The organism is Enterobacter sp. UCD-UG_FMILLET (assembly GCF_000762975.1).
GTDB classification, from domain to species: domain Bacteria; phylum Pseudomonadota; class Gammaproteobacteria; order Enterobacterales; family Enterobacteriaceae; genus Enterobacter; species Enterobacter dykesii.
In genome coordinates this window covers 210376-231250 of the sequence record NZ_JRJC01000023.1, presented here as the reverse complement: position 1 = coordinate 231250, position 20875 = coordinate 210376, and the positions used below count along the sequence as shown (strand labels likewise).

Below are 20875 nucleotides of genomic sequence, written 5' to 3'. Positions count from 1 at the left end.
AAGCCAGTCACAGTGACTGGCTTTTTCTTATTTGCGTAACAGGTCGGGTGCGTTACTGTGGTGTTATAAAATAATCAAAAACAGGAAAGCAGAGGTGGGGCAACGAATTCCCGTTACGCTCGGCACTATTGCGCCGCTGACGTTAAAACCGTTCCGCGCAGGTCAGCTCGCGCTGGTCTGCGAAGGTGGAGGACAGCGCGGCATTTTCACCGCCGGCGTGCTGGACGAATTTATGCGCGCGCAGTTCAACCCGTTTGACCTTTACTTCGGCACCTCTGCCGGGGCGCAGAACCTCTCTGCTTATGTTTGTAATCAACCTGGCTATGCGCGAAGGGTAATCATGCGCTACACCACGGCAAAAGAATTTTTTAATCCGGTGCGCTTTGTGCGCGGCGGCAACCTGATCGATCTTGACTGGCTGCTGGAGTCGACCTCCAGCCAGATGCCGCTGGCCATGGATACCGCTGCCCGTCTGTTTGATAGCGGCAAAGAGTTCTGGATGTGCGCCAGCCGGGGCGATGACTATTCGCCGGGCTATTTTTCTCCTCAGAAGGAGAACTGGCTGGACATCATCCGCGCCTCCAGCGCGATCCCCGGCTTTTATCGTACCGGTGCCCTGCTGGACGGCATTAGCTACCTGGACGGTGGGATCAGTGACGCGGTGCCGGTGCAGGAAGCCGCCCGGCGCGGGGCGAAAACCATTGTGGTGATCCGTACCGTGCCGTCGCAAATGTATTACACGCCGCAGTGGTTTAAACGGATGGAGCGCTGGCTGGGCGACAGTAGCCTGCAGCCGCTGGTGAACATCGCGAAGCAGCATGAAACCACCTACGGCGCGATGCAACGCTTCATTGAAAAACCGCCGGGTAAGCTGCGTATTTTTGAAATCTATCCGCCTAAGCCGCTGCTGAGCATGGCCCTGGGCAGCCGCGTCCCTGCGCTGCGCATGGATTACAAAACGGGGCGGCTGTGCGGGCGCTATTTCCTGGCGACGGTGGGGAAAATGCTGGCGGAGCAACCGCCGCTTCATCGCCATAAACGCATTATTTTGCCGCCTGCGATTGTCGCCAATGACGCTCTGACGACGCCGCTGGTGGATATTCCGCAGGCGAATGACGCTTTACTGGATAACGAGGATCTGGCGTGACGTACCGCTTTGTCGATACCCATTGTCACTTTGATTTCCCGCCTTTTACGGGAGATGAAGAGCAAAGCATTGCGAAAGCTGCCGAGGCAGGCGTTCAGGCCATCATTGTGCCGGCAGTGGAAGCGGCCTATTTTTCCCGGGTGCTGGATCTTTCCACCCGGCACCCCGCGCTCTATGCCGCGCTTGGCCTGCATCCGATTGTGATTGAGCGGCATCTTGATGAGCACATTGAGAGGCTTGATGAGGTCGTGCAGACCGCAGGAGACAAACTTGTCGCCATCGGTGAGATCGGCCTCGATCTTTACCGTGAGGATCCGCAGTTTGAGCGCCAGCAGACGATCCTCGACGCGCAGCTCAGGCTGGCGAAGCGCCACGATCTACCGGTGATCCTCCACTCAAGACGCACGCACGATAAGCTGGCGATGCACCTGAAACGCATCGATCTGCCGCGCAGGGGCGTAGTGCACGGTTTCTCCGGCAGCCTGCAGCAGGCGCAGCGTTTTATTGAGCTGGGCTATAAAATCGGCGTCGGTGGCACCATTACCTATACGCGTGCCAGTAAAACTCGGGACGTAATGGCACAGCTGCCGCTGTCGGCGCTTCTGCTGGAAACCGACGCGCCGGATATGCCGCTGAATGGTTTTCAGGGCCAGCCGAATCGCCCGGAACAGGCGGCGCGCGTGTTTACCACCCTGTGTGAACTGCGACAGGAGCCAGAAGAGGTGATTGCCGGTGCGCTGCTTGAAAACACCCGTTCGGTATTTGGCATCACGCTATAGGTAAAGCGCCGGACGAATCACCGTTATCTTCTGTTTTTCCAGCGCCCGCGCCAGCGGTTCAACGTCCTCGGGCGTGGCGCTGCGCCACGACGCCGCCTCACCGTAAACGCCATGCGCATGAAACGCGTTGATGCGCACCGGAACATTCCCAAGCCCGTGGATAAAGGTCGTTAGCGGTTTGAGGTGTTCCAGATAATCACACTGCTCCGGAATCACCAGCAGGCGGAGCTCCGTCAAACGGTGACGATCTGCCAGCCAGCGGATGCTCTGCTTGATCTGCGGGTTTTCGCGCCCGGTCAGGAAGCGGTGATGCGCGTTCCCCCACGCCTTCAGATCCAGCATCGCGCCATCCAGTACCGGCAGCAGCTTTTGCCAGCCGGTTTCGCTTAACAGACCGTTGCTGTCTACCAGGCAGGTGAGGTGGCGCAGGGCGGGATCGGCTTTGATCGCGGTGAACAGGGCAATCAAAAACGGCAATTGCGTTGTGGCTTCACCGCCGCTCACGGTGATCCCTTCGATAAACGGGGTGGATTTGCGGACCTGGGTGAGGATCTCTTCCACGCTGAAGCGGTGCGCCATAGGCGTTGCCTGCTGCTGGCACAATTGCAGACAGGTGTCGCACTGCTGGCAGTCACTCTCCTGCCACCAGACGCGTCCGGCCTGAATAGTCAGCGCGTCGTGCGGGCAGCGGGGCACGCAGTCCCCGCAGTCGTTGCAGCGGCCGATCGTCCACGGGTTGTGGCAGGTTTTACAGCGCAGGTTGCAGCCCTGCAGAAACAGGGCCAGGCGGCTGCCCGGCCCGTCCACGCAGGAAAAAGGAATGACCTGACTAACTAAAGCGCATCTGCTGTTCATGGCTTATCACGCGCGGCTGACGTTCCAGAATGCGGGTATTACGTGCGGCCTCTTCGCCCAGCCACGTGGTATTGGTGCGCGATCCGGCTTCCCGGTATTTCTCCAGATCCGATAGTCGCACCATATAACCGGTCACGCGGACCAGATCGTTACCCGCTACGTTGGCGGTAAATTCACGCATACCCGCCCTGAACGCGCCCAGGCAAAGCTGAACTACCGCCTGCGGGTTACGTTTTACCGTCTCATCCAGCGTCAGGATATCGCTTATCCCGGAAGAGTAGTGTTTGTGGTGAGGAGCTACCGCCAGCAAATGGCTGATGAGATCCGGCTCGTCGCCGTAGGGCAGACGCGCGCCCGGCGTGGTGCCCGAGTCGGAACTGATCCCCGACTGCGCATGGAGCATCGCGCGCTGCTTCCAGCCGTATTTCACCGGCGTGTTTTCGACAAACGCCGCAAGCTGTTCGCTGATGCGATAGCCCAGCGCGTTGGCCTGTTCATCCTTTCCGTAGCGTCCCGCTATTCCTGCTTTCTCACAGAGCGCGTTTAGCGCTTCCGCCAGGCCGTACATGCCAAACATGGGCACAAACCGATCCGCATCAATCAGCCCCTCTTTTACCAGGAAGCTATTCTCAAAGAAGCCGGATTTCTCGTACAGGAAACCGCAGCGCGCATCGATGATGGCAATTTGCTGCTGGCAGTAGTGCGGGAGCGTGCGGGTGAAGAAGTCGTCAATGGATGTGCTGCGTTCAGCAATGGCTTTGAGGTTAAGGCGCACCAGGGTGCTGCCACCGCCTGCAAGCGGCAGGGAGTTGTAACAGCTCACCACGCCGTAACGGCCTTTTGTGAAAATTTTATCATTCACTGGGCCATTAGAAATGTGCGGTTTGCTGCATTCACATATGTTTTTTGCCACCTCAAGCAGCAGGTCGTCCGGGGTGATCTCGGGATCGTAGATAAAGGTCAGGTTCGGTGCAACCTGCTTCAGCTCTGCATCGGCACGCAGAATGGCACGGGTAATGGGGCCGTCAGCAGGCCCGATGTTTGCGTGCATAAACGCATCCGGCAGCGTACGGTCGAGATAGCGCCAGAAACGTTTTACTCGGCTATCGATCTCTTCTTGTGTTAGAATTATAACATATGGAGTTAATATCGCATCAAGCTGACCGAGATAGACCGGCATCGATGTGACGGAAGGAACATGATGGTAGAGGATGGTTAACAGCGAGAGGGCGTCGTCGAGATCTTTCGCGCCTTCCAGCTCCAGCCACTCTGAACCGTTAGCGAGAAATTTTGCGTAATCCGGCAGAACGTAACGGGGTTTGTAAGGCGCATGGCCTTCGAACATGTCGCAGATAAACCCCTCGTCCAGCGCGGCGCGCGCAGCTTCAGGAAGTGCCGGATAAGGCAGGTTGTTCTCCGCTTCCAGCGCCAGAAAATGACGTTTTTGTTCCGGGGTTAACACCGGGCTTGTCACAATCTGCTGGCAACGTTGTTGCAGGGCGTCGGGCATGTTCACTTCCTTGAATATTCTACGGATGATGAACGGATTGTAGAAAGCCAGCCTGTCGGCGCTTTTGATCCGACAGGGGGTATCGCTGCTTTAGTCGGCAATTCGCAGGCTAAAGTTTGAAGAAGATCTCATTACAGTAATGCAAATTTGTACGCAGTTTTCATTAACTGTGATGGATGTCGAAGTGTGGATGCGGGTGAATGTTAGAATACTCACAGACCCGCAAGGTAAAATTTATACGGCACTGCCGTTGGAGATTGTTATGACCGATTTAACTGCAAGCAGCCTGCGCGCGTTGAAACTGATGGACCTGACCACCCTGAACGATGACGACACCAATGAAAAAGTCATCGCCCTGTGCCATCAGGCGAAAACGCCGGTGGGTAATACCGCAGCCGTTTGTATCTACCCGCGCTTTATCCCAATTGCCCGTAAGACTCTGAAAGAGCAGGGTACGCCGGACGTGCGCATTGCAACCGTAACTAACTTCCCGCACGGCAACGACGATATCGAGATTGCGCTGGCTGAAACCCGCGCGGCGATTGCTTACGGCGCAGACGAAGTTGACGTGGTGTTCCCGTACCGCGCGCTGATCGCCGGCAACGAGCAGGTCGGTTTTGACCTGGTGAAAGCCTGTAAAGACGCGTGCGCGGCGGCAAACGTGCTGCTGAAAGTGATCATCGAAACCGGCGAGCTGAAAGAAGAAGCGCTGATTCGTAAAGCATCTGAAATCTCCATCAAAGCCGGTGCGGATTTCATTAAAACCTCTACCGGTAAAGTGCCGGTGAATGCGACCCCGGAAAGCGCGCGCATCATGATGGAAGTGATCCGCGACATGGGCGTATCCAAAACCGTTGGTTTCAAACCCGCGGGCGGCGTACGTACCGCCGAAGACGCGCAGCAGTTCCTGGCGATTGCCGACGAGCTGTTTGGCGCCGACTGGGCGGACTCCCGTCACTACCGCTTCGGCGCGTCCAGCCTGCTGGCTAGCCTGCTGAAAGCGCTGGGTCACGGCGACGGTAAGAGCGCAAGCAGCTACTAAGATTTGAATTGCCGGGTGAGCGTAGCGACCCCGGCCTACTTCGGGAGGTTACCGTGTTTCTCGCACAAGAAATTATTCGTAAAAAACGTGATGGTCATGCATTAAGCGACGAAGAGATCCGCTTCTTTATCAACGGCATTCGTGATAACACCGTCTCTGAAGGGCAGATTGCGGCTCTGGCGATGACCATTTTCTTCCACGATATGTCGATGCCTGAGCGCGTGTCGCTGACCATGGCGATGCGAGATTCAGGAACCGTTCTGGACTGGAAAAGCCTCAACCTTAACGGCCCGATTGTGGATAAACACTCCACCGGCGGCGTGGGCGATGTGACGTCTCTGATGCTCGGCCCGATGGTGGCAGCCTGCGGCGGTTATATCCCGATGATCTCCGGACGTGGCCTGGGCCACACCGGCGGTACGCTCGACAAACTGGAAGCCATTCCGGGCTTCGATATCTTCCCGGACGACAACCGCTTCCGCGACATTATTAAAGACGTTGGTGTGGCGATTATCGGCCAGACCAGCTCTCTTGCTCCGGCAGACAAGCGTTTCTACGCGACCCGCGACATCACCGCGACCGTTGACTCCATCCCGCTGATCACCGCCTCTATCCTGGCGAAGAAACTGGCAGAAGGGCTGGACGCGCTGGTGATGGACGTGAAGGTCGGCAGCGGCGCGTTTATGCCGACGTATGAACTCTCAGAGGCGCTGGCCGAAGCGATCGTGGGCGTGTCCAACGGTGCGGGCGTGCGCACCACTGCGCTGCTCACCGACATGAACCAGGTGCTGGCGTCCAGCGCCGGTAACGCCGTCGAAGTGCGTGAAGCGGTGCAGTTCCTGACCGGTGAATACCGCAACCCACGTCTGTTCGACGTCACCATGGCACTGTGCGTTGAGATGTTAATCTCCGGCAAGCTGGCCAAAGACGACGCAGAAGCCCGCGCGAAACTGCAGGCGGTGCTGGACAACGGCAAAGCGGCGGACATTTTCGGCCGGATGGTTGCAGCCCAGAAAGGCCCGACCGATTTCGTCGAAAACTACGCGAAATACCTGCCAACCGCGACGCTCAGCAAAGCGGTGTATGCCGATAGCGAAGGGTTTGTCTCTGCAATGGACACCCGTGCGCTGGGTATGGCGGTAGTCTCGATGGGCGGCGGCCGTCGTCAGGCATCGGACACCATTGATTACAGCGTCGGCTTTACCGATATGGCCCGTCTGGGCGACAGCGTTGACGGTCAACGTCCGCTGGCAGTGATCCACGCGAAAGACGAAGCCAGCTGGCAGGAAGCGGCTAAAGCGGTGAAAGCGGCTATTACGCTTGACGATAAAGCGCCGGAAACCACACCGACTGTCTATCGCCGTATCACCGAATAGCGGTATACTGATCTGATCGATAATTTTTGAAGCACTACGTACGGAGAACAATTATGAAACGTGCATTTATTATGGTGCTGGACTCATTCGGCATCGGCGCAACCGAAGATGCAGAACGTTTTGGTGACGTGGGTTCCGATACCATGGGCCATATCGCGGAAGCCTGTGCAAAAGGCGAAGCGGACAACGGTCGTAAAGGCCCTCTGACTCTACCTAACCTGACCCGCCTTGGTCTGGTGAAAGCGCATGAAGGTTCTACCGGCAAAATCGCAGCCGGTATGGACGGTAACGCGGAAGTCGTGGGCGCCTACGCCTGGGCTCACGAGCTCTCCTCCGGTAAAGACACCCCGTCTGGCCACTGGGAAATCGCTGGTGTGCCGGTGCTGTTCGACTGGGGTTACTTCTCCGACCACGAGAACAGCTTCCCGCAGGAGCTGCTCGATAAGCTGGTGAAACGTGCCAACCTGCCGGGCTACCTCGGTAACTGCCACTCTTCCGGTACCGTGATTCTGGATCAGCTCGGCGAAGAGCACATGAAAACCGGCAAGCCGATTTTCTATACCTCTGCTGACTCCGTGTTCCAGATTGCCTGCCACGAAGAGACGTTTGGCCTGGACAAACTCTACGAGCTGTGCGAAATCGCCCGTGAAGAGCTGACCGAAGGCGGCTACAACATCGGCCGCGTGATCGCGCGTCCGTTTATCGGCGACAAAGCGGGTAACTTCCAGCGTACCGGTAACCGTCACGATCTGGCCGTTGAGCCACCGGCGCCAACCGTGCTGCAGAAGCTGGTTGAAGAGAAAGACGGTCACGTGGTGTCCGTGGGTAAAATCGCGGATATCTACGCTAACTGCGGCATCACCAAGCTGATGGAGCTGGTGGGCGAAGATGACATTCTGATCCTGACCGCGGACCACGGCTGTGACCCAACCTGGACCGGTACCGACCACACCCGTGAGCACATTCCGGTGCTGGTGTACGGCCCGAAAGTGAAGCCGGGCTCGCTCGGTCACCGTGAAACCTTCGCGGACATAGGCCAGACCCTGGCGAAATACTTTGGTACGTCTGACATGGAATATGGCAAGGCCATGTTCTGAATCATGTTGGGTGAGGTCTGATGCCCTCACCCCGGCCCTCTCCCACAGGAAGAGGGTGAAAAGAATAAACAATGTAAAAGGAACTGAAGATGGCAACTCCTCACATTAACGCAGAAATGGGTGATTTCGCTGACGTCGTATTGATGCCGGGCGACCCGCTGCGCGCGAAGCACATTGCAGAAACCTTCCTGGAAGACGTGCGTGAAGTGAACAACGTTCGCGGCATGCTGGGCTTCACCGGTACCTATAAAGGCCGCAAAATTTCCGTTATGGGCCACGGTATGGGTATCCCATCCTGCTCTATCTATACTAAAGAGCTGATCACCGACTTCGGCGTGAAGAAAATCATCCGCGTGGGCTCCTGCGGCGCGGTGCGTATGGACGTTAAGCTGCGCGACATCGTTATCGGTATGGGTGCCTGCACCGATTCCAAAGTTAACCGTATGCGTTTCAAAGACCATGACTTCGCGGCGATTGCTGACTTCGGCATGGTGCGTGACGCGGTTGACGCGGCAAAAGCGCTGGGCGTTGAAGCGCGCGTGGGTAACATCTTCTCTGCCGATCTGTTCTATGCCCCGGACGGCGGCGAGATGTTCGACGTGATGGAGAAATACGGCATTCTGGGCGTGGAAATGGAAGCTGCGGGTATCTACGGCGTGGCGGCTGAGTTTGGTGCGAAAGCGCTGACCATCTGCACCGTGTCTGACCACGGGTGAGGGCATCAGACCGCACCTAGCGCACGGCCTGTGCAATCCACGCCGAAAGCTCCCGCAGCTCATTTTCCTGCTCCGGGAAATCTCCGATCAACGCGTCGCATTCCTGCTGCAGCATATCCGCCCTGTACAAACAGCCCTGCAAGCGTGCCGACAGCGCCTCTAACGGTGCCGGGTTCAGGCTATCGGTAAACACCTGCGTGCGGGTGATATGGCCTTTCTCCACGTCAAAATGCAGCTCCACGCCGCCCCAGGTAAAACGCTCGTCCAGCAGATGGGAAAACGCAGGAGCCTGACCGAAGTTCCACTCCCAGCTGCTCTGGCGAGCGAAGGTTTCGGCGAAGTTGGGCAGGTCCGGGGTTTTGTCAGGGGAGATCACTTCTGCTTCCACGCGCTCGCCGTAATATTCAAAGAACGCGTCACGGATCGCATCGCAAATCTGCTCGTGCGTAATTCCCGGCAGCAGTTCCACCAGATTTGCCACGCGACCGCGTACGGAGGTAATTCCTTTGGCCTGGAGCTTTTTCTTATCCGGATTCAGGTAGTTCGCCAGACGGCTCAGGTCAGCGTTCAGCAACAGGGTGCCGTGGTGGAAGCCGCGATCCATCGTTTCGCGGTAGGCGGAGCCGGAGACCTTCCGGTCGCCCTCGGGGGTTTTCACCACCAGATCGTTACGCCCGGACGCTTCCGCCTTCACGCCGAGTGAATTGAGCGCGTTGAGGACGATGGACGTTGAGATGGTTTTATCGTATTCCGGTTTGCCCGCCATAAAGGTAAAGCAGGTATTGCCCAGATCGTGAAACACCGCGCCGCCGCCGCTGCTGCGGCGCGCGAGACGGACGTTATCCTCTTCCATGCGCCGCGTATTGCACTCTTTCCACGGGTTTTGCGCGCGGCCGATGACCACCGTATCGGCGTTACGCCAGAGAAACAGTACGCGCTGGGTAGCGGGCATCTGGCGGAAGATGCACTCTTCTACCGCGAGATTAAACCAGGGATCGTAAGAGTCAGAGATAAGCAGGCGTAACGTCGTCATGGCAAAGTTCCTTTTCCGAATCGTTCGCCTACTTTATCACTAATCTTTCTTCTCGCTCTCTTCGTCTTCGGGGACGGATTTGCTGGCGGTTAGCAGGAACGGGGATTGCTGCCAGCGCGAGCGCTTGCCGCGAAGCAGGGTACGCGCCAGCACAACGCCGATGGCGAGCGAAAGCAGCAGCATCAGGCGCAGAATATTGGTGGTATTATCGACCTGTTTGGCCTCAGTAGGCAGGGTGTGGGTATCGAGGGTCAGGCGCAGATAGCCCAGCGGGCCATTCTTCCCCTGAATTGGTTCGACAATCTGCTGGTTAAAGTAGCCCCCGGCTTTTTTCCCGTCCAGCGCCAGCCTGTCGCGCACGTCGACGTGCTCGCCCGCGCGGGCAATCAGGTTGCCTTGCTCATCATAGACGCCGGCGTCAAGAATGCGGCTGTTCTCCGTGAGCAGGCGCAACACCTGGCCTATCCGCTTATCGTCCGGCGTTTCGGTACGCATGGACGGCGCGACGTTGAGCGTCACCTGGCGTGCCAGCGTGCGGGCCAGCTCTTCAAACTGCGGGTTGCGTTGCCGTTGATGGTTCTGGCTAAACCACGATGCCCCTTGCATCAGCACTACTAATAGTGCGAGACAGGAAAGGACAATCACGGCGCGATGGAGCCGGAATTTCAGTTTTGCGCGAGCCATATTCCACCTGCTGAAAATTTACGGCTTAATGTTGCCAGAAGTGATGGTTACAGGGTAGCCTCATGCGTTATTTTCCCTCTGCAACCTTCCGGCGCGAACGAAATTACAGGAGCTTTAATGCCGAACATTACCTGGTGTGACCTGCCAACGGATGTCTCTTTATGGCCAGGATTGCCGCTCTCTTTAAGTGGCGATGAGGTGATGCCTCTGGATTACCACGCCGGTCGTAGCGGCTGGCTCCTCTACGGACGCGGTCTGGACAAGCAACGCCTGACCCAGTATCAAAGCAAGCTGGGTGCGGCAATGGTCATCGTCGCCGCCTGGTGCGTGGAAGACTACCAGGTTATTCGCCTGGCGGGTTCCCTGACGCAGCGCGCAACGCGTCTGGCGCATGACGCGGGGCTGGACGTCGCGCCGCTGGGCAAAATTCCGCACCTGAAAACTCCGGGCCTGTTGGTGATGGACATGGACTCTACCGCCATTCAGATCGAGTGTATCGACGAGATTGCGAAGCTGGCGGGCAGCGGCGAGCTGGTGGCGGAAGTTACCGAGCGTGCGATGCGCGGCGAGCTGGACTTCACCGCCAGCCTGAGACAGCGCGTGGCGACCCTGAAAGGGGCCGATGCCAACATCTTGCGTCAGGTGCGCGACGTGCTGCCGCTGATGCCAGGGCTGACGCAGCTGGTGCTGAAGCTACAGTCCCTCGGCTGGAAAGTAGCGATCGCCTCCGGTGGGTTCACCTTCTTCGCGGATTATCTGCGGGAAAAACTGCATCTGACCACCGTGGTGGCCAACGAGCTGGAGATCATGGACGGCAAGCTGACCGGCCAGGTGATCGGCGATATCGTGGATGCCCAGTACAAAGCCAATACGCTGACGCGTCTCGCGGAAAAATATGAAATTCCGGTTGTCCAGACCGTCGCTATCGGGGACGGCGCGAACGACCTGCCGATGATCAAAGCGGCCGGCCTGGGTATTGCCTACCATGCCAAGCCAAAAGTGAATGAAAAGACGGAAGTCACTATCCGTCACGCTGACCTGATGGGGGTGTTCTGCATTCTCTCCGGCAGCCTTAATCAGAAATAACGAGGTAAACCGTGGCGAAAGCTCCAAAACGCGCATTTGTCTGTAATGAATGTGGTGCGGATTATCCGCGCTGGCAGGGGCAATGCAGCGCCTGTCATGCCTGGAACACCATCACCGAAGTGCGTGGTGTGGCGGCTTCGCCGAGCGTTGCCCGCAATGAACGCCTGAGCGGCTATGCCGGTAACGCGGGCGTGGCGAAGGTGCAAAAACTTTCGGACATCAGCCTCGAAGAGCTGCCGCGCTTCTCCACCGGGTTCAAAGAGTTTGACCGCGTGCTCGGCGGCGGCGTGGTGCCGGGCAGTGCGATCCTGATCGGCGGTAACCCGGGCGCGGGTAAATCGACCCTGCTGCTGCAAACGCTCTGCAAGCTCGCCGAACAGATGAAAACCCTGTACGTCACGGGCGAAGAGTCTCTGCAGCAGGTGGCGATGCGCGCTCACCGCCTCGGCCTGCCGACCGGCAACCTGAACATGCTCTCCGAAACCAGCATCGAGCAGATCTGCATGATTGCCGAAGAAGAGCAGCCGAAGCTGATGGTGATCGACTCCATTCAGGTGATGCACATGGCGGACATTCAGTCTTCGCCGGGCAGCGTCGCGCAGGTGCGTGAAACCGCGGCGTACCTGACGCGCTTTGCCAAAACGCGCGGCGTGGCGATTGTAATGGTCGGCCACGTGACCAAAGACGGCTCGCTGGCCGGGCCGAAGGTGCTTGAACACTGTATCGACTGCTCTGTGATGCTCGACGGCGACGCGGACTCCCGTTTCCGTACCCTGCGCAGCCATAAGAACCGCTTTGGTGCGGTGAACGAACTGGGCGTGTTTGCCATGACCGAACAGGGGCTGCGTGAAGTCAGCAACCCGTCGGCCATCTTCCTGAGCCGCGGCGATGAGATCACCTCCGGCAGCTCGGTGATGGTGCTATGGGAAGGGACGCGCCCGCTGCTTGTCGAAATTCAGGCGCTGGTGGACGTGTCGATGATGGGCAACCCGCGGCGCGTGGCGGTCGGTCTGGAACAGAACCGTCTGGCGATCCTGCTGGCGGTGCTGCACCGTCACGGCGGGCTGCAGATGGCGGATCAGGACGTCTTCGTTAACGTGGTCGGCGGCGTCAAAGTTACTGAGACCAGCGCAGACCTGGCGCTGCTGCTGGCGATGGTCTCCAGCCTGCGCGACAGACCGCTGCCGCAGGATCTGGTGGTCTTCGGCGAAGTGGGCCTCGCCGGGGAAATCCGTCCGGTACCCAGCGGCCAGGAGCGTATCTCCGAGGCGGCAAAACACGGTTTCCGCCGGGCGATCGTTCCCGCTGCCAACGTGCCGAAAAAGATCCCGGAAGGGATGCAGGTATTTGGCGTGAAAAAACTCGCAGATGCGTTAAATGTCTTTGACGACTTATAATTACGTAAATTTGATTTTGCAGGAGGCACCGTAATTTATGTCATCATTTGACTACATCAAGACCGCAATCCGCCAGAAGGGCTGCACGCTGCAGCAGGTGGCGGACGCCAGCGGCATGACCAAAGGCTACCTGAGCCAGCTGCTGAACGCCAAAATCAAAAGCCCCAGCGCGCAGAAGCTGGAAGCGCTGCACCGCTTTCTGGGGCTGGAGTTCCCGCGTATGCAAAAGAACATCGGCGTGGTGTTCGGCAAGTTTTACCCGCTGCATACCGGGCATATCTATCTGATCCAGCGCGCCTGTAGCCAGGTTGACGAGCTGCACATCATCATGGGCTACGACGAAACCCGCGATCGTCAGCTGTTTGAAGACAGCGCCATGTCGCAGCAGCCGACCGTGCCGGACCGCCTGCGCTGGCTGCTCCAGACCTTTAAGTACCAGAAAAATATTCGTATTCATGCCTTTAACGAAGAGGGCATGGAGCCGTATCCGCACGGCTGGGACGTGTGGAGCAACGGCATCAAAGCGTTTATGGAAGAGAAGGGCATTGCGCCTAACTGGATCTACACCTCTGAAGAGTCAGACGCGCCGCAGTTCCGCGAGCATTTGGGCATCGAGACGGTGCTGATCGACCCGAAACGCACCTTTATGAACATCAGCGGGGCGCAGATCCGCGAAAACCCGTTCCGCTACTGGGATTACATTCCGACCGAAGTGAAGCCGTTCTTCGTGCGTACCGTCGCCATCCTGGGCGGCGAGTCGAGCGGGAAATCGACGCTGGTCAACAAGCTGGCGAACATCTTCAACACCACCAGCGCGTGGGAGTACGGCCGCGATTACGTCTTCTCGCACCTTGGCGGCGACGAGATGGCGCTGCAGTATTCCGACTACGACAAAATCGCGCTCGGTCATGCCCAGTACATTGATTTTGCGGTCAAATACGCCAATAAAGTGGCGTTTATCGATACCGATTTTGTCACCACCCAGGCGTTCTGTAAAAAATACGAAGGGCGCGAGCACCCGTTCGTGCAGGCGCTGATTGACGAATACCGCTTTGACCTGGTGATCCTGCTGGAAAACAACACCCCGTGGGTGGCCGACGGCATGCGAAGCCTCGGCAGCTCCGTGGACAGGCGGGAATTCCAGTCCATGCTGGTGGAGATGCTCAACGAAAACAACGTTGAGTTTGTGCATGTGGAAGAGTCGGACTACGACTCCCGTTTCCTGCGCTGCGTCGAACTGGTGAAGGAGATGATGGGGGAGCAGGGGTAAGCGTTAACCGCCCTCTCCCTTTGAGAGAGGGCATAAAACCACTCAGAATTCAACCACCACTTTCCCACGCATGTGTCCTTCCAGCACTTTACGGTGCGCCTCGGTAATGCTTTCCACGCTCAGCCCGTGCAGCGTTTCGCTGAGCGAACTTTCCACCACGCCGTTATCCACCAGCTTTGCCACCTCATTGAGGATCTCACCCTGACGCGCCATATCCGCGGTCTGGTACATGCTGCGGGTGTACATAAATTCCCAGTGCAGGGCGGCGGATTTGGACTTCAGCTTGTCCTGGTTCAGCGGACGTTCATTCTCAACGATGGAACAGATATGCCCCTGAGGCGCAATCAGGTCGCTGACCGCATCCCAGTGTCCGTCGGTGTCGTTGAGGATGAAGATGTAATCCACAAAGGTGAGCCCGTGCTTCGCTAGCTCGCCTTTCAGGTCGCGGTAGTTGACGACAATATCAGCCCCGCGATCGCGACACCACCGGGCGGAATCTTCTCTTGACGCCGTCGCGACGATCTTCACCTTGCTGTTGTGCTTCGCAAAGGGGATCGCCAGCGATCCCACGCCGCCCGCGCCGCCGATGATCAGCAGCGTTTTGTCCGCCCCGGCATCCTGAATGTTCAGGCGTTCAAACAGACCTTCCCACGCGGTGAGCGCGGTCAACGGCAGTGCAGCGGCAGCCGCCCAGCCGAGGCTGGCAGGCTTGTGCCCGACAATGCGTGCATCAATCAGCTGGTGCGTGGTGTTGCTGCCCGGGCGAGTGATGTCGCCCGCGTACCAGACCTCGTCACCCGGCTTAAATCCGGTCACGCCAGCCCCCACCGCTTTGACGATCCCGCTTGCATCCCAGCCGAGCACTCGCGGATCTTTCAGCCCATTTTTAGCGATGCCCGCGTGGACTTTGGTATCGACTGGGTTAACGGAGACGGCCTTCACCTCCACCAGCAGATCGTGCTCGCCGGGCTGCGGCATCGGCGGGGTGATTTCAATGAAGGTGGACGGATTTTCTGGGTTAACGGCGATAGCTTTCACAGACATGGTGTTCTCCTCAATGGCATGCGTTTTGTTGAGGCTAGTCTATAAAGTGGCCAGCTGCGTGATAAGATGGACAATCAAGAACTCAGCGTTCGTACAGGATGAACAATCATGTTTAAACAGCTGCAGGATATGGCGCTGTTCGCGCTGGTGGCGGAGATGGGCAGCTTCACCGCAGCGGCACACAAAGCGGAACTGCCGAAATCCAGCGTTAGCCAGCGAATTAGCCAGCTGGAGCAGCAGGTGGGTATCCGCCTTCTGAACCGCACCACGCGCAGGATCAGCCTCACGTTTGCGGGCGAGCACTATCTGGTGCACTGTCGCGAGATGCTGGCGGCCAGCGAGCGGGCGGAGTACGCCATTCAGCGGCTGCGCGAAAACCCCAGCGGGCGGCTGCGGATCACCTGCCCGGCGGGGATAGGGGCGACGCTGCTGGCGCACATGAATGCCGAGTTTCAGCTTCGCTATCCTGACGTGTCACTGGATGTGTCGATCTCTGATGACGTGGTGGATCTGGTCGAGGCCGGTTTTGACGTAGCGCTGCGTACCGGCAAGCCGCAGGATTCCTCCCTGATTGGCCGGATGATCGGGCACTGCCCGCGCTACATGCTGGCGTCGCCGGACTATCTGGCGCGTCGGGAGCCGCTGACGCATCCCCGTCAGCTGGTGGAGCACCGCTGCATTACGCACCGGGCGTGGTCGGAGTGGCTTCTGCGAAGCGAGAGCGAGGATTACCGCTACCTGCCGGATAACGCGCACATGACCGATAATCTGGTCTACGCCCGCGAGTGTGCGATTGCCGGTGCGGGGATCACGCTCTTACCCGCATTTCTGCTGGAAGATAAAATTGAAAAAGGTGCGCTGGTTCAGGTGCTGCCGGAGTGGAATGTTGAAGGTAACGATCTGTGGCTGGCGTATCCAAGCCGCAAGCTGAATTCACCTGCACTGATGAGCTATATCGAGTTTGCGATGCAGTTTGATGAGGTGAAGCGGTATTACGTGGGTGGGTGATTTTGTGCGGCCTGATGCGCTTACCCTGGCGGTACAAACATAAAAAACGGCAACCGAAGTTGCCGTTTTGCTTTTATTTCGCGATACGCTTGTACTTAATACGCTTCGGCTCCAGCGCGTCGGCGCCCAGCGTACGTTTCTTGTACTCTTCGTATTCGGTGAAGTTACCTTCGAAGAACTCCACTTTCCCTTCGTCCTGGTAGTCCAGGATGTGGGTCGCGATACGGTCCAGGAACCAGCGGTCGTGCGAGATAACCATCGCACAGCCCGGGAACTCCAGCAGGGCGTTTTCCAGCGCGCGCAGGGTTTCGATATCCAGGTCGTTGGTTGGTTCATCGAGCAGCAGAACGTTACCGCCCACCTGCAGCAGCTTCGCCAGGTGCAGACGACCGCGCTCACCGCCGGACAGCTCGCCCACGCGTTTGCCCTGGTCGGTGCCTTTGAAGTTAAAGCGGCCAACATAGGCGCGGCTTGGCATCTCGGTGTTGCCGATACGCATGATATCCAGACCGCCGGAAACTTCTTCCCACACGGTTTTGCTGTTATCCATCGCGTCACGGAACTGGTCAACGGAGGCCAGCTTCACGGTTTCACCCAGGGTGATAGAGCCGCTGTCAGGCTGTTCCTGACCGGACATCATGCGGAACAGGGTCGATTTACCCGCGCCGTTCGGACCGATGATCCCGACGATAGCGCCTTTCGGTACGGAGAAGGTCAGGTCGTCGATCAGCAGGCGGTCACCGTAGGACTTACGCAGGTTGGTCACTTCAACCACTTTATCCCCCAGACGTGCTCCAGGTGGAATAAACAGTTCGTTGGTTTCGTTACGTTTCTGGTATTCGGTGTTGTTCAGCTCTTCGAAGCGTGCCAGACGGGCTTTGCCTTTAGACTGACGGCCTTTCGCGCCCTGACGAACCCACTCCAGTTCTTTCTCGATAGACTTACGACGCGCCGCTTCCTGAGAAGCTTCCTGCGCCAGACGCTGATCTTTCTGCTCCAGCCAGGAAGAGTAGTTGCCTTCCCACGGAATACCTTCACCGCGGTCCAGCTCGAGGATCCAGCCAGCGACGTTGTCGAGGAAGTAACGGTCGTGGGTAATCGCCACAACGGTGCCTTCGAAGTCGTGCAGGAAGCGCTCCAGCCACGCCACGGATTCTGCATCCAGGTGGTTAGTCGGTTCGTCGAGCAGCAGCATGTCTGGTTTTTCCAGCAGCAGGCGGCACAGCGCCACGCGACGGCGTTCACCGCCGGAGAGGTTCGCGATTTTCGCATCCCAGTCCGGCAGACGCAGGGCATCAGCCGCGCGCTCCAGCTGCACGTTCAGATTGTGACCGTCGTACGCCTGGATGATCTCTTCATACTTGCCCTGCTGTGCGGCCAGCTTGTCGAAGTCCGCATCCGGCTCGGCGTATTTGGCATACACTTCGTCCAGACCTTTCAGCGCGTTAACCACTTCGGATACCGCTTCTTCAACGGATTCGCGAACGGTATGTTCCGGGTTCAACTGAGGTTCCTGCGGCAGGTAACCAATCTTGATGCCAGGCTGCGGACGGGCTTCACCTTCGATGTCTGTATCAATGCCGGCCATGATGCGCAGCAGGGTGGACTTACCGGCACCGTTGAGACCCAGAACACCGATTTTTGCGCCCGGGAAGAAGCTCAGCGAGATATTTTTAAGAATATGACGTTTCGGCGGGACAACTTTGCCGACACGATGCATGGTATAAACGAATTGAGCCACGTTGGACTTCGCCTCTTTTATCGTAATGAGAAGGAATTTCAGCCTCGAAGTGTAGCCTTTTTCACGTCCTAATCCCAGCCAGGAACGTCGGGAGTGTTAAAACGCGCAAGAAAGGTAAAAAAGTGTCCATGACGTGGCGCGTTGAAGGATGCCTGGTTAGCATAAGTTAATTAGACTTTGACGTGGCAAGACGCTGCAATTGACGAAAAAACAATGAGGAAGAGCTTGTGGAAAAAGCCAAACGGGTGGTCTGGCGTCTGCTGGCTGCCAGCGTATGCGTAATGGCGGTAAGCCAGGCGGTGCATGCCGATTCACTGGATGAACAACGTAACCGCTACGCCCAGATTAAACAGGCGTGGGACAACAAGCAGATGGATACCGTGCAGGCGCTGATGCCGACGCTAAAGGATTATCCGCTGTATCCGTATCTGGAGTATCGCCAGATCACCGACGATCTGATGAACCAGCCTACCGTCACCGTGAATAACTTCATTCAGGCGAACCCGACCCTGCCGCCAGCCCGAAATCTCCAGTCTCGCTTTGTAAATGAGCTGGCGCGTCGCGAAGACTGGCGCGGCCTGCTGGCGTTTAGCCCTGAAAAGCCGAACGCCACCGAAGCCCAGTGTAACTATTACTACGCAAAATGGGCGACCGGCCAGCAGGAAGAGGCCTGGGCCGGAGCGAAAGAGCTCTGGCTGACCGGAAAAAACCAGCCGAACGCCTGTGATTCCCTGTTTAGCGCGTGGCGTGCTTCCGGCAAGCAGGATCCGCTGTCCTACCTTGAGCGCATCCGTCTGGCGATGAAAGCCGGTAACACGCGTCTGGTGACCACGCTGGCGGGGCAGATGCCGTCTGATTACCAGACGATCTCCACGGCGGTTATCGGGCTTGCAAACGATCCCAACAGCGTGCTGAGCTTTGCCCGCAGTACGGGCGCGACCGATTTTACCCGCCAGATGGCGGCGGTGGCCTTTGCCAGCGTGGCGCGTGACGATGTGGAAAACGCGCGGCTGATGATCCCGCAGCTGGTGCAGGCGCAGCAGCTTAATGAGGAGCAAACCCAGGAGCTGCGCGACATTGTGGCGTGGCGACTGATGGGCACCGATGTGACCGATGAACAGGCGCGCTGGCGTGACGATGCCATTATGCGTTCGAACTCCACGTCGCTGGTGGAACGTCGCGTGCGCATGGCGCTGGGCACCGGCGATCGTCGTGGGCTGAATACCTGGCTCGCGCGGTTGCCGATGGAGGCCAAAGAGAAGGACGAATGGCGCTACTGGCAGGCCGATCTGCTGATGGAGCGCGGTCGTGATGATGAGGCCAAAGAGATCCTCCATTCGCTGATGCAGCAGCGCGGGTTTTACCCGATGGCTGCCGCGCAGCGTCTGGGGGAAGAATACACCTTCCGTATAGATAAAGCGCCTGCCAACGCGAACCCGGCGCTGACGCAGGGGCCAGAAATGGCGCGCGTGCGCGAGCTGATGTACTGGAATATGGATAACACCGCGCGCAGCGAGTGGGCGAATCTGGTGACCAGCCGCACCACCGACGAAAAAGCCCAGCTTGCCCGCTATGCGTTTGATAATCACTGGTGGGATCTCAGCGTGCAGGCGACAATTGCAGGCAAGCTTTGGGATCATCTGGAAGAGCGTTTCCCGCTGGCGTACAAAGATCTTTTCGATCGCTATACCAGCGGCAAAGATATCCCGCAAAGCTACGCGATGGCGATTGCCCGTCAGGAGAGCGCGTGGAACCCGAAAGTCCGCTCCCCGGTGGGCGCCAGCGGCCTGATGCAGATTATGCCGGGCACGGCGACGCACACGGTGAAGATGTTTAATATTCCGGGGTACAGCAGCCCGTCGCAGCTTCTCGATCCGGATACCAACATTAACATCGGTACCAGCTATCTCCAGTACGTGTATCAGCAGTTCGGCAATAACCGCATCTTCTCTTCAGCGGCGTATAACGCGGGGCCTGGACGTGTGCGTACCTGGCTCGGCAACAGCGCCGGACGCATCGACGCGGTAGCGTTTGTGGAGAGCATCCCGTTCTCGGAAACGCGCGGCTACGTGAAGAACGTGCTGGCCTATGACGCTTACTATCGCTACTTCATGGGGCAGAAAGATACCCTGATGAGCGATGCCGAGTGGCAGAGACGTTACTGATCGGCGCGGGTTGTGTTATGCTGTACTCGCTAAAGAGTACAAGAGGCAGCATAACATGACCCAGCATTCCCCGTATTCCTCGGCAATGGCCGAACAACGTCATCAGGAGTGGCTTCGTTTTGTGGAGCTGCTTCGCCAGTCTTACGAGCAGGATCTGCATTTACCCCTGATGCAGCTGATGCTCACGCCGGACGAGCGTGAGGCGCTGGGCACCCGCGTGCGGATCATTGAAGAGTTGCTGCGCGGAGAGATGAGCCAGCGCGAGCTGAAAAATGAGCTCGGCGCGGGTATTGCAACGATCACCCGCGGCTCAAACAGCCTGAAGTCGGCCCCAATTGAGCTGCGCCAGTGGCTGGAAGCGGTATTGCTGAAAAATGCCTAACGATAAATCGCGTTATGGAACGGGCTTAACGCCAGGATCACCGCCTGATGATAAACGCCTGAACGCGTCAGCGCGCCTGCGGTAAAGACGCCAATCGCCCCTTCTTTACGGCCAATCTCATCAATGCCGGTGTACTGCGACATCACTGGCCCGAGCGCTTCACCCGCACGGACTTTTTCCAGAATAATCTCCGGCAGCGGCAGGGTGGCCGAACGCGCTTCACCGCGCTGCTCGTGGCTTTCGATGACAACCCAGCTAAAGGTTGCGCCTTCGTCGATGCCTGCTTCAATCGCTACCCAAAAGTCAGCATCCGGTACGGCAGCCTTCGCGTTTGCCACGCGATTTCGTGCGCCAGCGCGCGTTTCCTCGCTGCCAAACGGCTGTTCAGGTACGCCACTCTCGACGCCGATAACCTCAATATGGCAGGATCCTTCGCCGAAAATCTCTTCAAAAGCCTTTAGAATTGCCTGAATTTTGGCAGGATTGGTGGTAGCAGAGACAACATGGTGCATAATTAAGCTCGATTCTAAAAAAACTCATCGC

Annotated in this window: 18 protein-coding genes and 1 pseudogene; 12 read left to right on the top strand and 7 right to left on the bottom strand. The window is 57.9% G+C overall.

Going from position 1 to position 20875, the window contains the following annotated elements:
- Positions 1 to 94: 94 nt before the first annotated feature.
- Positions 95 to 1147: a patatin-like phospholipase family protein gene (locus LA04_RS11280; RefSeq protein ID WP_047651606.1), complete on the top strand. Its 1053-nt coding sequence runs from the start codon at positions 95 to 97 to the stop codon at positions 1145 to 1147.
- On the top strand, positions 1144 to 1926 hold the full coding sequence (locus LA04_RS11275; RefSeq protein WP_047651604.1) for a TatD family hydrolase: 783 nt from the start codon (positions 1144 to 1146) through the stop codon (positions 1924 to 1926). The genes LA04_RS11280 and LA04_RS11275 overlap by 4 nt, the downstream gene beginning before the upstream one ends.
- On the opposite strand, the gene LA04_RS11270 is transcribed toward LA04_RS11275, so the two are convergent.
- Together LA04_RS11270 and LA04_RS11265 are read right to left on the bottom strand one after the other, a co-directional pair.
- Entirely contained in the window at positions 1921 to 2781 is an 861-nt protein-coding gene (locus tag LA04_RS11270; protein WP_047651603.1) for a YjjW family glycine radical enzyme activase, read from the bottom strand. The two genes, LA04_RS11275 and LA04_RS11270, sit on opposite strands and share 6 nt — an antisense overlap.
- On the bottom strand, positions 2756 to 4291 hold the full coding sequence (locus tag LA04_RS11265) for a YjjI family glycine radical enzyme (RefSeq protein ID WP_047651602.1): 1536 nt from the start codon (positions 4289 to 4291) through the stop codon (positions 2756 to 2758). The genes LA04_RS11270 and LA04_RS11265 overlap by 26 nt, the downstream gene beginning before the upstream one ends.
- Positions 4292 to 4553: 262 nt before the next feature.
- Here LA04_RS11265 and deoC point away from each other — a divergent pair, with 262 nt between their 5' ends.
- The 4 genes and pseudogenes from deoC to deoD all read left to right on the top strand — a co-directional run.
- Complete coding sequence (gene deoC / locus LA04_RS11260) at positions 4554 to 5333, top strand: deoxyribose-phosphate aldolase (RefSeq protein WP_003856543.1); 780 nt, start codon at positions 4554 to 4556, stop codon at positions 5331 to 5333.
- A 53-nt stretch (positions 5334 to 5386) separates the two neighbouring features.
- On the top strand, positions 5387 to 6709 hold the full coding sequence (gene deoA, locus LA04_RS11255) for a thymidine phosphorylase (RefSeq protein ID WP_047651601.1): 1323 nt from the start codon (positions 5387 to 5389) through the stop codon (positions 6707 to 6709).
- Between the two features lie 53 nt (positions 6710 to 6762).
- Positions 6763 to 7806 carry a phosphopentomutase gene (gene deoB, locus LA04_RS11250; RefSeq protein WP_047651600.1) on the top strand — a complete coding sequence of 348 codons (1044 nt, stop codon included), beginning with the start codon at positions 6763 to 6765 and terminating at the stop codon, positions 7804 to 7806.
- Positions 7807 to 7895: 89 nt separating this feature from the next.
- Positions 7896 to 8516, top strand: a pseudogene (gene deoD, locus LA04_RS11245) (purine-nucleoside phosphorylase); the annotation flags it as partial.
- A 22-nt stretch (positions 8517 to 8538) separates the two neighbouring features.
- Here deoD and lplA read toward each other — a convergent pair.
- Together lplA and LA04_RS11235 are read right to left on the bottom strand one after the other, a co-directional pair.
- Positions 8539 to 9555, bottom strand: coding sequence for a lipoate--protein ligase LplA (lplA, locus tag LA04_RS11240; RefSeq protein ID WP_047651598.1), 1017 nt, complete (start codon positions 9553 to 9555; stop codon positions 8539 to 8541).
- 39 nt (positions 9556 to 9594) lie between these two features.
- The gene (locus LA04_RS11235) at positions 9595 to 10239 is read right to left on the bottom strand and encodes a YtjB family periplasmic protein (RefSeq protein WP_023310324.1); all 645 of its coding nucleotides are present in this window, start codon (positions 10237 to 10239) and stop codon (positions 9595 to 9597) included.
- 117 nt (positions 10240 to 10356) lie between these two features.
- On the opposite strand from LA04_RS11235, the gene serB reads away from it, so the two are divergent.
- From serB to nadR, 3 genes are read left to right on the top strand one after another with little or no spacing between them, the layout of a single operon-like run.
- Positions 10357 to 11325, top strand: coding sequence for a phosphoserine phosphatase (gene serB / locus LA04_RS11230; protein ID WP_025757501.1), 969 nt, complete (start codon positions 10357 to 10359; stop codon positions 11323 to 11325).
- A gap of 11 nt (positions 11326 to 11336) precedes the next feature.
- Positions 11337 to 12722, top strand: coding sequence for a DNA repair protein RadA (radA, locus tag LA04_RS11225; RefSeq protein WP_014068810.1), 1386 nt, complete (start codon positions 11337 to 11339; stop codon positions 12720 to 12722).
- Between the two features lie 37 nt (positions 12723 to 12759).
- Positions 12760 to 13992, top strand: coding sequence for a multifunctional transcriptional regulator/nicotinamide-nucleotide adenylyltransferase/ribosylnicotinamide kinase NadR (gene nadR / locus LA04_RS11220; RefSeq protein WP_006810194.1), 1233 nt, complete (start codon positions 12760 to 12762; stop codon positions 13990 to 13992).
- A 42-nt stretch (positions 13993 to 14034) separates the two neighbouring features.
- Here the strand turns inward: nadR and LA04_RS11215 are convergent, their stop codons facing one another.
- The gene (locus LA04_RS11215; protein WP_047651596.1) at positions 14035 to 15036 is read right to left on the bottom strand and encodes a zinc-binding alcohol dehydrogenase family protein; all 1002 of its coding nucleotides are present in this window, start codon (positions 15034 to 15036) and stop codon (positions 14035 to 14037) included.
- Positions 15037 to 15144: 108 nt separating this feature from the next.
- Between LA04_RS11215 and LA04_RS11210 the strand changes: the two genes are divergently transcribed.
- Positions 15145 to 16044 carry a LysR family transcriptional regulator gene (locus LA04_RS11210; RefSeq protein ID WP_047651595.1) on the top strand — a complete coding sequence of 300 codons (900 nt, stop codon included), beginning with the start codon at positions 15145 to 15147 and terminating at the stop codon, positions 16042 to 16044.
- Between the two features lie 73 nt (positions 16045 to 16117).
- Here the strand turns inward: LA04_RS11210 and ettA are convergent, their stop codons facing one another.
- Positions 16118 to 17785: an energy-dependent translational throttle protein EttA gene (gene ettA, locus LA04_RS11205; protein WP_047651594.1), complete on the bottom strand. Its 1668-nt coding sequence runs from the start codon at positions 17783 to 17785 to the stop codon at positions 16118 to 16120.
- A 227-nt stretch (positions 17786 to 18012) separates the two neighbouring features.
- On the opposite strand from ettA, the gene sltY reads away from it, so the two are divergent.
- Both sltY and trpR read left to right on the top strand, forming a co-directional pair.
- Positions 18013 to 19950, top strand: a complete 1938-nt coding sequence (gene sltY / locus LA04_RS11200) for a murein transglycosylase (RefSeq protein WP_047651592.1) — start codon at positions 18013 to 18015, stop codon at positions 19948 to 19950.
- Between the two features lie 55 nt (positions 19951 to 20005).
- Positions 20006 to 20332: a trp operon repressor gene (trpR, locus tag LA04_RS11195; RefSeq protein ID WP_047651590.1), complete on the top strand. Its 327-nt coding sequence runs from the start codon at positions 20006 to 20008 to the stop codon at positions 20330 to 20332.
- Here trpR and yjjX read toward each other — a convergent pair.
- Positions 20329 to 20844 (bottom strand): inosine/xanthosine triphosphatase, encoded by a 516-nt coding sequence (gene yjjX / locus LA04_RS11190; protein WP_047651589.1) that lies wholly within the window; start codon positions 20842 to 20844, stop codon positions 20329 to 20331. The genes trpR and yjjX overlap by 4 nt on opposite strands.
- Positions 20845 to 20875: the final 31 nt, after the last annotated feature.

Bases quoted from the DNA above. Each gene is read 5' to 3' on its own strand.
- LA04_RS11265 (WP_047651602.1), bottom strand. From the start codon at position 4,291: ATGCCCGACGCCCTGCAACAACGTTGCCAGCAGATTGTGACAAGCCCG.
- LA04_RS11270 (WP_047651603.1), bottom strand. From the start codon at position 2,781: ATGAACAGCAGATGCGCTTTAGTTAGTCAGGTCATTCCTTTTTCCTGC.
- serB (WP_025757501.1), top strand. From the start codon at position 10,357: ATGCCGAACATTACCTGGTGTGACCTGCCAACGGATGTCTCTTTATGG.
- deoB (WP_047651600.1), top strand. From the start codon at position 6,763: ATGAAACGTGCATTTATTATGGTGCTGGACTCATTCGGCATCGGCGCA.
- nadR (WP_006810194.1), top strand. From the start codon at position 12,760: ATGTCATCATTTGACTACATCAAGACCGCAATCCGCCAGAAGGGCTGC.
- deoC (WP_003856543.1), top strand. From the start codon at position 4,554: ATGACCGATTTAACTGCAAGCAGCCTGCGCGCGTTGAAACTGATGGAC.
- LA04_RS11235 (WP_023310324.1), bottom strand. From the start codon at position 10,239: ATGGCTCGCGCAAAACTGAAATTCCGGCTCCATCGCGCCGTGATTGTC.
- LA04_RS11210 (WP_047651595.1), top strand. From the start codon at position 15,145: ATGTTTAAACAGCTGCAGGATATGGCGCTGTTCGCGCTGGTGGCGGAG.
- LA04_RS11215 (WP_047651596.1), bottom strand. From the start codon at position 15,036: ATGTCTGTGAAAGCTATCGCCGTTAACCCAGAAAATCCGTCCACCTTC.
- lplA (WP_047651598.1), bottom strand. From the start codon at position 9,555: ATGACGACGTTACGCCTGCTTATCTCTGACTCTTACGATCCCTGGTTT.
- yjjX (WP_047651589.1), bottom strand. From the start codon at position 20,844: ATGCACCATGTTGTCTCTGCTACCACCAATCCTGCCAAAATTCAGGCA.
- trpR (WP_047651590.1), top strand. From the start codon at position 20,006: ATGACCCAGCATTCCCCGTATTCCTCGGCAATGGCCGAACAACGTCAT.